Source organism: Mesorhizobium subarcticum (assembly GCF_055456085.1).
Genome location: NZ_CM144237.1, coordinates 2,500,010 through 2,513,268, shown reverse-complemented (window position 1 = coordinate 2,513,268; position 13,259 = coordinate 2,500,010). Strand labels below are relative to the sequence as shown.

6 protein-coding genes are annotated in these 13,259 nt (G+C 64.4%); 2 read left to right on the top strand and 4 right to left on the bottom strand.

The features are described from left to right. Positions 1–25 precede the first annotated feature (25 nt). Positions 26–8,086: an autotransporter outer membrane beta-barrel domain-containing protein gene (locus tag ACZYHG_RS12260; protein WP_464614007.1), complete on the bottom strand. Its 8,061-nt coding sequence runs from the start codon at positions 8,084–8,086 to the stop codon at positions 26–28. Between the two features lie 682 nt (positions 8,087–8,768). On the opposite strand from ACZYHG_RS12260, the gene ACZYHG_RS12255 reads away from it, so the two are divergent. Both ACZYHG_RS12255 and ACZYHG_RS12250 read left to right on the top strand, forming a co-directional pair. After that, on the top strand, positions 8,769–9,077 hold the full coding sequence (locus ACZYHG_RS12255) for a hypothetical protein (RefSeq protein ID WP_464614006.1): 309 nt from the start codon (positions 8,769–8,771) through the stop codon (positions 9,075–9,077). A 124-nt stretch (positions 9,078–9,201) separates the two neighbouring features. Beyond that, a complete protein-coding gene (locus tag ACZYHG_RS12250; RefSeq protein WP_464614005.1) occupies positions 9,202–9,678 on the top strand; it encodes an NUDIX hydrolase in 477 nt (158 codons plus the stop codon). A gap of 9 nt (positions 9,679–9,687) precedes the next feature. Here ACZYHG_RS12250 and ACZYHG_RS12245 read toward each other — a convergent pair whose 3' ends face one another. The 3 genes from ACZYHG_RS12245 to ACZYHG_RS12235 are packed head-to-tail and all read right to left on the bottom strand — an operon-like array spanning position 9,688 to position 13,259. After that, positions 9,688–10,539 (bottom strand): citryl-CoA lyase, encoded by an 852-nt coding sequence (locus tag ACZYHG_RS12245; RefSeq protein ID WP_464614004.1) that lies wholly within the window; start codon positions 10,537–10,539, stop codon positions 9,688–9,690. Next, positions 10,536–11,720, bottom strand: a complete 1,185-nt coding sequence (locus ACZYHG_RS12240) for a CaiB/BaiF CoA transferase family protein (protein ID WP_464614003.1) — start codon at positions 11,718–11,720, stop codon at positions 10,536–10,538. Before ACZYHG_RS12240 ends, ACZYHG_RS12245 begins: the two co-directional genes overlap by 4 nt. 15 nt (positions 11,721–11,735) lie before the next feature. Then, positions 11,736–13,259 (bottom strand): tripartite tricarboxylate transporter permease, encoded by a 1,524-nt coding sequence (locus ACZYHG_RS12235; RefSeq protein ID WP_464614002.1) that lies wholly within the window; start codon positions 13,257–13,259, stop codon positions 11,736–11,738.

Genomic DNA, 13,259 nt, shown 5'->3' with positions numbered 1-13,259 from the left:
CCCGCCCGGCTCCGTCCCGGGCCAGCTAGAAACTGACCTTGAGAGACGCGCTGACTGCGTTCTGTTTTACCGTTTCGCCGAAGGCGCCGTTATATCTGACCGACAGGCCGACGCCATTGACGCCATTCAGCTCGATGCCAGCGCCGACCCGATAGAGCGGCGAATCGACGGCTTCCGTCAAGTGCAATGCGGGGTTGCCGGGCAGATTCTCCGCTGCCGCGAAGCGGCCTTCGATTTCCCACTCCTTGTTGGAAAACTCCGCCCCGGCCTTGCCGTAGATGCGGACACTGGCGAGGTCGCTGATCGGAATGTCCGCGCCGATCTCCAATGCCGGCGTTGCGGAATAGTAGGTATTGGCCGAGCCGTCGAAATTGAAGGCCGCGACCGAGCCCTCCTCCGTGCCTGAGACACGCAACCATCGCGCGTCGAATTGCACGGTCGGCTGCAAATAGAACGCACCCATCTCCTGCGTGAAGCCCAACCGCGCCGAGCCGCCGAATATGGCGGTCTTCTGCGTGTAGGTGACGCTGCTGCCGATGCCAGGCAGCATTTCCTCGTCCAGATAATCGCCCACCAACGTTTCGCCGGGAATGAAGAATGCCGGATCGATATGGGTATCGCGTTCGCCCTTGAACGAGCCCGTGCCGCCACCGACTGCAAAGTCCACGAAGTAATTCTTGTTGGTGTATTTGGCCAGCGCGTAGGCCTGCCAGGCCTCACCGGTGGTCTCCGACAGCAGGTCTCCATTAAAGCCAATCTTGGAATCGAACTCGGTGCGGCCGATGGTGGCACCCAGCGACCAGTTCTGGCCAATCTCGCCAATACCGCCAAGCGACATTGTTTTTTCGGTATCATCGCGGCTGGTGGTTCCCGCTCCCGCGTCACGGCTGTATTCGCCCTGCGGGGTTATCGTTGCCCAGATGCAGCGCCCATCTTGATTCTTGGAGGCCGGACCAGTGCACTCGCGCGCTGTATCCAACATGGTTTCGGCTTCGCGGTTGATCATGTCGAACGTATGCACGGCATAGTGCGGCGTCAGCCGGGTCAACGCGGCACCAATCTCTGCCTCGCTCGGCAGGAAGCGCAACAGATTGATCAGACGCGCCATCGGATTGTCGGGGCTCGACGACGCCTCGACGTCGTCGAGATACTGCGCCATCTGGTACACGCCCGGATCGTTGACGCCGGCTTGCGGATCTTGCGCGAGTTGGAGGAAAGTCTGGTTGTCGGTGGTCAGCACCAGATCGGTGCCATTTTCGACCTTGAACACGAAATTGAAGCCTGCCGCCGGATGCTCCACGGGCATGGTTGCCACGATGCCGGCGTCGGTCATCGAAGAACCCTTGGCCAGTGTATAGGCGGTAAACAGCTTGTCGATGGACAGGAAATTGAGAGGCGCGGTGCCGTCGAATTTGCCTGTATCGGTCAAGACAACATTATCGGTGGTCTGGTTGTTGAGGTCGATATCGGTGACGAATTTGCCGCCAAGATCCTGAGTGAAACCGCCGCCGACATTGACCGTCGCAACCACACCAATGCCCTGGTTGGTGTAGAGTCCGTCATTGGTGAACAGCCCGCCGCCGAGATCGATGGTCTTCAGACCGACCATCGAGGCATCGGCGAAATTGTGGAAGCTGTTGTTGCCACCGCCGAGATCGATATTGCCGATGACGCGGCCAAGCGTGCCGCCCAGCGGCGAATTGTCGACATGGTCGTCACCAGACGTGCCGGTGATGGCGAATGGACTGAAATCATCCAGCAGCGATTCCAGGATCGCATTGGTCGGCACAACCGGACCCGGCGCCAGCAGGAAGGTCTGGAACGCCTGGAACTGCGATGCCTGGACCTGGAATGTCGGCGTTGCCCCCATGGCGTAGAGCAGACTGTGGTTGGTCAGCGTGTTGTCGGCGCCGCCGACGAGCATAGCCGCCACGCCCGTCCCGGCGCCGCCAATCGTGTAGTCACCATTGAGATTGATTTCGATGTTGCCTTTCCCGTGCTCGGCGGTGCTTTCGCCATAGACGGCCACCGAATCCGCGCCCTGCGCGAACAGGCTGCCACCAGCCGTCAGCGTAACGGCATGCGCATCGCCGTTGCCGGTGGCGCTCTGGCCGAACATGGCATACGAACTTGCGCCCTTGACCCAGACCTGGCTGTCGGTGCTTGCGGAGGCGGCCGCCGCATCGCCGATGCCGCCTTGCGAGCCCGCTGCCGAACTGCCCATGGTCAGAGAATCCGTGCCGCCCGCGCCACCGCCGCCGCCGACGGCCTGGGCCACGATGCCGTGTGCGCGGTCGCCGTCGGTTTCGATGGCGCCGGACTGGATGATGGTCACCACGCCGCCATTGCCCTTGGCGGCGCCAGGCGTGTTGAAGCCGATCGCGTTCGGGCCGCCGCCATCGTCATCGGCGCCAAAGCGGCCGAAGCCCGCGCCACCGAAGCCGCCGCCGCCGCCGATCGATTGCGCGATGATTGCAATGGAGTCCTTGCCGGTCGTCGTGATGGTGCCCGTGCGGATGACAGTGACGTCGCCGCCGTCGCCACCTTTTCCGCCGGTGCCGCCAATCGCCAGCGCATTCGAGCTCTTGCCCTTGGCATCGCCACCGTAGCCGCCGCCTCCACCCACCGATTGCGCGACCACACCGTGCGCGCGCTCGCCATGCGTGATGATGCTGCCGGAAACGGTGACGTCAACGTTGCCGCCATTGCCGCCCCGGCCGCCAAGGCCGCCGAGTTGCAGTGCTACCGAATCTTCTCCGGCCGTGTCGGCCGACACCACGCCGCCGTATCCGCCGCCGCCGCCGATGGATTGGGCGAAGATGCCGATTGCCCCGTCTTTCATGGTTTCGATGGCGCCGTCATTGTTAACGGTGACATGGCCGCCATTTGCGGCATCGCCCGCCAGAGCAGAAAACGCGCCGCCGATTGTCATATCGGCCTTGGATGCATTGGCGGCCGCACCCGATGCACCGCCGCCGCCGCCTACCGATTGCGCGAAGATGCCGTGCGAGAGATAGCCCAGGGTTGTGATCTTGCCATGATTGTCGACAAGCACGTCGCCACCGCGGCTGCCTGAACCACCCAAGCCGCCGATCGACAACGTCACCGAAGTCTCGGCACTGCCCGTCTCTGTCGAGCCACCGCCCGCCGCGCCGCCGCCGCCGCCTATCGATTGGGCGAAGATGCCGTAAGAATTGTCGCCCTTTGTCAGGATCGTGCCCGACTTGGAGTTGGTGACATGAACGAGATCGCTGAAGCCGCCGGCACCGCCAGCACCGCCGAGGCTGAATGTTATGGCCACGTTTGCATCTTTGGCGGAGGTGCCTGAAGCACCGCCGACACCGCCGCTGCCGCCGATCGACTGCGCCAGGATACCATGCGAATAGGCCTTCTCGGTATGGATATAGCCGTCGTTCTCGACGTTCACTTTGCCGCCGTTGCCGCCAACCTCGCCTGATCCGCCAAGCGACAGATTGACACTCACTTCCGAGGCGTCCGTCTTGCCAGTGCTCTGGCCAGCGCCGCCAGCGCCACCGCCACCGCCGACCGACTGCGCGAAAATGCCGATGGATCGCTCCTGCTTGGTCCAGATCTCGCCTGATGCAAGATTGGTGACATCGACTTGCAAACCGTTGCCGCCGCCGCCGCCGGCACCGCCAAGCGCGCCACCGATCGCATATTTGCCGATGACCCCCGATGTCGCCGACCCACCGACGCCGCCGCCGCCGCCTATGGAATTGGCTGAGATGCCGTATGAATCCGCGCCATCCGTCACGATCAGGCTGTGGTTGGTCACCGAAACCGTGCCGCCATTGCCGGCGCCGCCGGCGGCAAGACCGATCGCCGCGCCAATGCCCACGGACGTGTCACCTTCGCTGCCGCCGCCGACGATCTCCTCGTCGGTCGAGGCCGCACCTCCGCCGCCACCGCCGCCGCCGACCGACATTGCCAGGATGCCGATCGAATTGAAGCCTTGGGTGCGTATCTCGCCTGAATTGTCGACATGCACGCCAGTGCAGATGACGTTGCCGCCACCGTCCAGTTTTGAGCACGCCGCGTCGTTACCGGAACCGCCTTTGCCGCCAATGCCGACATTGACGGTGACGCTGGTGTCGCTGGTGCCGCCGACGTGGAAGGCCTTGGCATTGCTCGCCCCACCCATGCCGCCGCCGCCGCCCAGGGATTGCGCCACGATGCCCGAGGAGAAATCGCCCGTCGTTGTCAGGTTGCCGCTGTTGATCACATCGACCGCGCCCGACGTATTGCCCGAGCCGCCGCCGCCGCCGACACCAACATTGACCGCGACATTGACCTCGCTGCCGCTGAGATCCGCTGTCGCGCCGTTGGTGGATCCACCATTGCCGCCACCGCCACCGACTGACTGCGCAAGGATCGCCGCGCTCATGTCGCCCGCGGTCTGGATTGTCATGGCATTGGTGACATCGACATTGCCGGCGATATTGCCCTTGCCGCCGCCACCACCGATACTGACCGTCGCATTGACGCTGACATCGGCACCGAAACCGCCCGCTGCCGCCCAGGAATCACCGCCATTGCCGCCGCTGCCGGCGACCGACTGGGCGAGAATGCCGACGGCCTGATAGCCCTTGGTAACAATGCTGCCGCCGCCGTTGATGCCGGTTTCGACCGTCACCAGATCGCTGAGGCCGCCGTCGCCGCCCCAACCGCCAACCGTCACGCCGAGGCTGATACTGGCGTCGGTACCGACCGCGCCGGCCATGCTGACTGCGCGGCCGCCATTGCCGCCGCCGCCGCCGATCGATTGCGCAACGATACCACCGGAGCCGACCGCGTCGGTATCAGCGATGATGTTGCCATCCGCTTTGACGGTGACCTTGCCGCCGGGACCACCATTACCACCCGTACCGCCGACAGATACACCTACGGCGGCGGAAGCATAGAGGCCGCCGCTGAAGGCGCCGGAATAGGCAGAGCCGCCATTGCCGCCGCTGCCACCGACCGATTGCGCGAGAATGCCCTTTGAGCCGATGCCGCCGACATGAATATCGCCTTTGTGGGTAACGGTAACCTCCTTGCTGAGGTTGGCGTCACCGCCACCACCACCGATCGCCACGCTGGCTGCGCCGAAGATGCCGGCGGCAAGGGCTCCCGTACTGCCGCCATTGCCGCCGCCGCCGCCGATCGACTGCGCCAATATGCCGTTCGAGAGCGATCCGGTGGTGGTGATGTTGTTGTTGTTGATGACCTCGACGATGCCGCCTTCGCCGCCAGCGCCACCCGCGCCGCCGATGCCGACAGCCGCGAAAAGCCCGGCCGCCAGGGCAAAACCGCCATCGCCACCTGAACCGCCGACCGATTGCGCGAAGATGCCGTTGGACAGATCGCCACCCGTAACGATCTTGCCGGAATTGTTGACGAAGACTTTCATGCTTTTGCCGGCCGCTGCCCCGGAGCCGCCCAGCGACAAGGACGGGCCACCCGCCGTGACGCTAAACCCGCCCGAACCGCCGCCGCCGCCGATCGACTGCGCAAGCAGCCCGTGCGAATTGTATCCGCTGGTGGTCAAGGCAGCCGCGTTGATAACGTCCACCGTGCCTGCGGTGCCGCCGCCGGCGCCCTTGCCGCCGATCCCGATATTGACGCCCAGGCCGAGTCCTACGACACCGCCGCCATTGCCGCCACCGCCGCCGATCGACTGCGCGACCATCGCTGAAGATCGGTCATGCGTGGTTGTCACGGAGCCGCCATTATCGGTGAGCTTGACCGCGCCGGCATCGCCCGCCGTACCGCCGCTGCCGCCGATACCGACGGAAGCTGCCAGGCCGATGCCCCCGACGAAGCTGCCATTGCCGCCACCGCCACCGATCGACTGGACAAGGATACCGATCGAATCGGTGCCGTCCGTCTTCACGATTGAATTGTCCGTGGAGAAGGTGGCGGCAAGGCCCTTGCCGCCACCGCCACCGCTGCCGCCCACGCCGACGTTCACACCACCGCTGCCGCTGACCACCACGCCGGCATTGCCACCACCGCCACCGATCGATTGCACGACGATGCCGATGGACCGGTCCTTGGACGTGGTCACGCTGCCATTGGAGCGTGCATCGACGACGCCGCCATCGCCAGCAGCACCACCGCTGCCGCCGACGCCCACCGAAACGATTGCCGACACCGCGACGGAAAAGCCGCCATTGCCGCCGCCGCCACCGACCGACTGCACGATGATGCCCGCCGAATCCGCGCCATGGGTCGTGACATCGGACTGGGTTCCATTGAAGGTGACAGCATCGCCTATGCCACCGCCAGCACCCTTCCTGCCTATGCCGACGCTGACGCCGAGGCTGCCCGTAACGCTGCCGCCACCATTGCCGCCACCACCGCCGATTGACTGCGCGACAATGCCGGTGGACCGATCCTGGAAGGTTTCGACACTGCCGCCGGTCGTCATGTCGACCGTACCGCCCTTGCCGCCCGGTCCGCCTTCGCCGCCAACGCCGACCGAGATAGCGGCCGAGATGGCCAAGGCAAAGCCACCATTGCCACCGCCGCCGCCGACCGACTGGCTCAGTATGCCGATAGAATCGGTGCCATGCGTGGTTACATGCGATGTGCCGACATTGTAGATGACGTTGCCGCCGTCGCCCCCGGCGCCGCCCTTGCCGCCAACCGAAACCGAGACGGCTCCGCTGACGGTATAGGCTCCGCCTCCATTGCCGCCGCCCCCGCCAACCGACTGCGTCAGAATGCCGATAGCAGAAGTTCCACTTGTTTCGACCGTGGGGCCGGCGGCTGCCAGCTGGACATTGACGTTCCCACCATTGCTGGCAGCTCCACCGGAACCGCCGACGCCGACAGCCGCGACCGGGCCGACGCCTATCGCGAAGCCGCCATTGCCGCCACCGCCGCCGACCGACTGGATGACGATACCGTGAGCCCCGTCGCCGCTGCCATCAGCACCCGTCTTGATGCTGCCGCCAATATGTCCGAAGACGTCGCCGCCCTTACCGCCGCCGCCGCCGGACCCACCCAATGCGATCGACCCGATCGCACCGCCGCCGTCACCGCCACCGCCACCGACTGATTCGACAAGCATGCCGATAGAGCCGACGCCGTTGGTGATGATGGTCCCGGTATTCGTGCCTGTGACCGTGCCGCCATTGTTTCCGTCCTTGCCCGCCCCGCCGCCGCCGAACAGCCCGAACGCGCCTCCGCCGTCACCGCCACCGCCACCGACTGATTGAACGACCATGCCGCTGGCATGGTCACCGCTGGTCCCGATGGTGCCATTGTTGGTGCCGGTCGCCGACCCGCCGATCGTGGCCGGGCCGCCATTGCCACCGCTGGCAATAATACCGGGAATAATGCCGCCGGCGCTGCCGCCGCTGCCGCCGGCCGCTCCGGCCGATCGTACCAACATACCAGTTGAAAAATTCCCGATGGTTGTCACGCCGCCATCGTTTGTCGCCTCAGCGCTGCTCCCTGATCCGCCGCCACCGCCATCGCCGGCATCCTGAGCCGACAAGGGGCTGAGACCGCTGATACCACCACCATCGCCGCCGAATCCGCCTTCCGACCGGGCCAGAATACCAAAGGCGCTCGGACCGGTGGTGCTGATCACGCTTCCCACGCCGGCATTGGCCGTCGCCGACCCGCCGCTGCCGCCGCTGCCGGCATCGCCGCCGCTGGAGACCGCCGCATTGCCGATACCGGTAACCGACCCTCCGTCTCCACCGCGGCCACCGATCGATTCCGCAACCAACCCGTGACCGCCTGCTGCGCTACCGGTCAGGCTTCCCGTATTGCCTGCGGTAACAGTTCCGCCTGCCGCTCCATTCTTGCCGTCACCGCCAATAGCGACCGGCGTACAGAAGGGGCAGATGCCGACACCGATGGCGTTGCCTCCCTTGCCACCGGCACCGCCCGTGGATATCCCGCCAAAAACAGGACCGCCGCTTGAGATCACCAGATTGTTGTTGACGATCAAAGGATCCGGCGACGGTGCATGGCCGGGATCTCCGTTCGTGCCAGCAGCAACGATATTGCTGCCATCGTCGCCCGCCGCACCAGTAACGGTTGTAACTTGCGCGTGGAGCGAGACTGGCACGAGGGAAACGAGACCAGCCAACGCGGTGAAGGCCAGAAACCGAGATAGGCCCCACGGCCGGATTGCCCGCCCTGCCGATGACACCGGTGTAGCGGGTATGACGTTGCAAAGAACCCGCGAATGAGCGGCGTGGGACGAACAGAGTGAAAAGCGAGGCAACGCTTCGCCTGAGCCAGAAGCTTGCCCGAACAATTTGGCAATGTTGGATTTAACTACGCCGCCTGCGCGAAATACGGTCAATGAGTCCGGGTGCGCCTCGTCCACAACGACACCCACGCGCTTTGAAAACAACGCCATGCACTTTCCCCCTTTTGGCAGGCGCTCTCAATCCCTCCTTGAGTTAGGCGTCCCCGCCACGGTCAGCCCACGCAATGAAATTCTGGCAATTCGCAATAAGTTTAGTGCATCGAGGCCAGCATATCGGCATCCCGACTTATGCAGCGCTGACTCAATTAGAGCGCACTAACTTATTTCAGAAGGAGCCGAAACTTACGCGGGGACACTGACCAAGGGTCCCGTCGTTTCATAGTCGTCATATGACGACTATCTAATGGTTCGCGGCGGGAGTGGCGCTTCATTCAACGGAACTGTCGATTTCAAGCAACACAACGTCTTGGCCATGGCATCGCCGGACAAACGCCCTATATCAACGGTTGCAAGTAATTTTCATGGGAACAAGCAGATGCCAGCAGCTGCAGTATCGACGATTTTCGCATCGGCAGTGCTGGCCACGGTGGCTCTGGCGTGCCTGGGTTCGCCCGCCTCCGCACAGATTACCATCCCCTCCACCAACGGCAGGGTTCAGATTCAGCAGAACGACCTGCAGACCTTGCAGAACCGGGTGCAGCGGCAGCAATTTCAGCAGCAGCAACAGCAGTACCGTGCCCAGGACCGCGTGATCGTCCAGCAGCCGCCGCCGGTCGTGCCGCAGGTCAAGCCAAGCTGCCAGACACAGATAATCGGCAGCACCGCCGTGAGCACCTGCCGCTGACAAGCGAGCACTCTTTTATTTAGCCGACTTACATGGTAGGCGCCTTTGGGTGTCGTTGCGGCAGTTTTGCCTTGCAACGGTGCCAGATCACGTTATGGGGCATTTGAGCGACTGGATTCAATCGATGGCAGCCACCAGGAAAAAGGCAGTGCGCAAGGCCAAGAAAGGCGAGCGGATCCGCCAGGTTGCGGCTATCCCCTTTCGGCGGAATGCGCTGGGGGACATCGAGGTGATGCTGGTCACATCTAGGACGACGCAGCGCTTCATCGTCCCCAAGGGGTGGCCGATGAAGGGCAAGAGCGGCCGCAAGGCAGCCACCATCGAGGCGATGGAAGAAGCCGGCGTGCTCGGCAAGACGTTGAAGAACCCGGCGGGCACTTATTCCTACTGGAAACGGTTGGCCAACAACTTCATTCGTGTCGACGTCATCGTCTATCTGCTTGAGGTGACCGAGGAACTGGCCAAATGGCAGGAAGCCAAGCGGCGGCAGCGGGCCTGGCTGGCGCCGGCGGACGCGGCGATGCTGATCGACGAGCCGGACCTCTCGACGCTGGTCGCGACCTTGACGATCCCCCGGCCAGCACCGATCGACCCCGCCTGAGGCAGGTCCTCACCCGCCCTTGTCGCCATCGCCGGGAAAAGGCCGCAGCGGCGTGCCGGTATAGGCCCACAGCCATTCCCGCGGCAGCGGCCCCTTGTTGCGCTCGCTCTGTTGTGACTGCTCCCAGGCATGCGCCAGGATGCCGACCGACCGCGACAGCACGAAAAGCCCGCGTGTCAGCGGCGGCGGAAAACCGAGTTCGCCATAGATGACGGCAGTGGCGCCATCGATGTTGAGCGGGATTTTTTTGCCCTTGCGCCGCGCCACATCAGCCTCGACAGCCTCGGCGATGTCGGCAAAGCGTCCATTGACGACACCACGCGCAGCAAAATCCCGGGTCAGTTCCAGCAGGCGCGGCGCGCGCGGATCGACCGGGTGGAAGCGATGACCCAGACCCGGCACATAGCCCTTATCCTCGGCGAAGAACCTGTCGAGCCGGGCCGAGACGGCCTTATCCAGCGCCATCCCGCCATCCATCGACACGGCGATATCGCCATAGAACGACAGGGCCTGTTCGCCGGCGCCTCCATGCACGTCGCCGAGCACGTTGATGGCCGAAGCCATGGCGCTGTTGATGCCGACGCCGCATGTCGCCGCCATGCGGGCAATGGCGATCGACGGCGCCTGCGGGCCGTGATCGACGGCCGCCCCAAGCGCAATGCCGAGAAGTGCCGCCTGTTCCTCGCTGGGCAATTCGCCACGCAGCATCAGCCAGATCATAGCTGGGAAGCTGACGTGGCCGATCAGGTCCTGGATCTCATAGCCGCGCAGCCTGATGACGCCGGGGCTCATCTCGATGATGGCGGTCTGCCACCATTCCTCGCCGCGCTCACGGCCTGAATTCTTCTCCGGGCCGCTCATGCCCGTGCCCCGGCCTTGGCGCGTCGCGGCAAGCAGGCGAACACCTCGTCCATATGCTCGCCCAGTGCCGGCGGAGGTTTCGTCGGCAAGGGTGCCGCGCCATCGACCATGAAGCCGCCGCGCAGCACGGTCAGCGGCGTGTCCATCCCGGCCACATCGTCAAAATTGGCGGTTACCTGGCGTTCGAGCACTTGCGGCTCGGCCAGCACTTGCGGGATCGTCAGCACCCGGCCGGCGGGGACGCCGGCACGGTTGAAGATTTCCTCCCAGGCCGCCGCCGGAGCACCCGCCAGAGCGTCCTCGATTTCGACTTTAAGCGCCGTGCGGTTGTGCTTGCGTGTCTCGCGCTCGGCAAAGCGCTCGTCCGACGCCAGCTCCGCTCGCCCGATCAGCCGGCAAAGCGTCACGAACTGCTCCTGCTTGTTGGCGGCGATGTTGAGCAGTCCGTCGCCGGTGCGGAAAGCGCCGGAAGGTGCCGCGGTCATGTTCTCATTGCCCATTGGCCGGGGATCGACCCCTGCCGTCAAATAGTTCGACACCGGCCAGCCAAGCGCCGAAAGCGTGCATTCGAGCATCGAGACGTCGAGGAAGGCGCCCTCGCCTGAGGTCTTCTGCCTGACCAGCGCCGATGCAATCGCGAACGCACCGACCAGTCCGCCAAGCGTGTCGGCAACGGGATAGCCAACACGCAGCGGCGCCGTTTCCGGCGTGCCGGTGATGCTCATGATACCGGAAAGCCCCTGGATGATCTGGTCATAGGCGGGATTGCCGCGCATCGGCCCGGTCTGGCCGAAACCCGAGATCGCGCAATAGACGAGGCCGGGGCGGACCGCTTTCAGCGCTTCATGGCCAAGGCCAAGGCGATCCATGACGCCCGGGCGGAAATTCTCCACCAGCGCATCGGCGCTGGCGACAAGGTCGAGGAACCGCTCGCGATCCGCTTCCTTCTTGAGATCGAGCACCACCGATCGTTTGCCGGCATTCTGCGCCAGGAACGAGGCGCCCATGCCGGCTTGGTTGAGCTTTGGCGAGCCGCCAAGCTGCCGTGCAAGATCGCCGCCTTGGGGTCCTTCGACCTTGATAACGTCGGCCCCAAGCAACGCTAGCTGGTAGGCACAATAAGGCCCGGCGAGCACATTGGTCAGGTCGAGGACGCGGATACCGGAAAGCAGGCCTGTCATATCTTTTCAATTCGATCAGGCATCGCCCGGCACATGCTCCGGGCCGCGCCGACGGCGATGCTCGATGAAGGCCCAGATATGCGGCCCGGCGAGGCCGATGAAAGCGAGCGTCAGCAGCGTCAGCGACAGCTTGTGTGTATAAAACACCGACCAATCGCCGTTCGAGATCGTCATTGCCCGGCGGAACTGGGTTTCGGCGAGCGGCCCCAGGATCATGCCGATGATGACAGGCGCGGTCGGGAAGTCGAAACGCCGCATCAGGAAGCCTGCCGCGCCGAGCAGATAGAGGATGACGAGGTCGATGGGCGATTGCGAGATGCCATAGGTGCCGACGGTCGCGAACACCAGGATGCCGGCATAGAGCCGTGGTGCCGGGATCTTCAACAGCCGCACCCACAGGCCGATCAGCGGCAGGTTGAGGATGACGAGGATGACGTTGGCGATGAACAGGCTGGCGATCAGGCCCCAGACCAGGTCGGCCTGCGTCGTTAGAAGCAGCGGCCCGGGATTGATGCCGTAGCTCTGGAAGGCCGACAGCATGATCGCCGCCGTCGCCGAGGTCGGCAGGCCGAGCGTCAGCATCGGCACCAGCACGCCGGCGGCGGACGCATTGTTGGCGGCCTCGGGACCAGCAACGCCCTCGATGGCGCCGACCGTGCCGAACTCCTCCTTGTGCTTCGATAATTTCTTCTCAATGGCATAGGACAGGAAGGTCGGGATTTCTGCGCCGCCGGCCGGCATGGCGCCGATCGGAAAGCCGATTGCGGCACCGCGCAGCCAGGCCTTCCATGAGCGGCCCCACTCGGCCGCGGTCATGTAGAGCGAGCCTTTCAGCGGCACGATCTCGTCCTTCCCAGCATAGCGGCGCGAGGCCATGTAGAGCGTCTCGCCGACGGCGAACAGGCCGACAGCGGCGATGATGACGTCGACGCCGTCGAGCAGTTCTGATGTGCCGAAGGTGAAGCGCGGCTGGCCTGTCTGCAGGTCGACGCCGATCATGCCGATGACGAAGCCCGCAAACAGGCTGGTCAGTCCTCGCACCGAGGACGAGCCGAGCACGGCCGAAACGGTGATGAAGGCGAGCACCATCAGCGAGAAATACTCGGCCGGGCCGAAGGCCAGCGCGAACTTGACCACCACCGGCGCCAGGAAGGCGACGCCCAGCGTGCCGAGCGTGCCTGCGACGAAGGACCCGATCGCCGAGGTCGCCAGCGCCGCCCCGCCACGCCCGGACCGCGCCATCTTGTTGCCTTCCAGCGCGGTAACGATGGTAGCGCTCTCACCGGGCGTGTTGAGCAGGATCGATGTCGTCGAGCCGCCATACATGGCGCCGTAATAGATGCCGGCGAACAGGATGAAGGACGCTTCCGGCGCCACCTGGTAGGTGATTGGCAAAAGCAGCGCGATGGTCAGCGCCGGCCCGAGACCGGGCAGAACGCCGATGGCGGTGCCGAGCGTGGTGCCGAGCAGACACCACATCAGGTTCATCGGCGTGAAGGCGACGGAAAATCCGTGTGCGAGATGGCCAAGCGTGTCCAT

Coding starts and splice junctions, on each gene's coding strand:
- ACZYHG_RS12240 (WP_464614003.1), bottom strand. CDS start 11,720: ATGACAGGCCTGCTTTCCGGTATCCGCGTCCTCGACCTGACCAATGTG.
- ACZYHG_RS12245 (WP_464614004.1), bottom strand. CDS start 10,539: ATGAGCGGCCCGGAGAAGAATTCAGGCCGTGAGCGCGGCGAGGAATGG.
- ACZYHG_RS12235 (WP_464614002.1), bottom strand. CDS start 13,259: ATGGACACGCTTGGCCATCTCGCACACGGATTTTCCGTCGCCTTCACG.
- ACZYHG_RS12255 (WP_464614006.1), top strand. CDS start 8,769: ATGCCAGCAGCTGCAGTATCGACGATTTTCGCATCGGCAGTGCTGGCC.
- ACZYHG_RS12250 (WP_464614005.1), top strand. CDS start 9,202: ATGGCAGCCACCAGGAAAAAGGCAGTGCGCAAGGCCAAGAAAGGCGAG.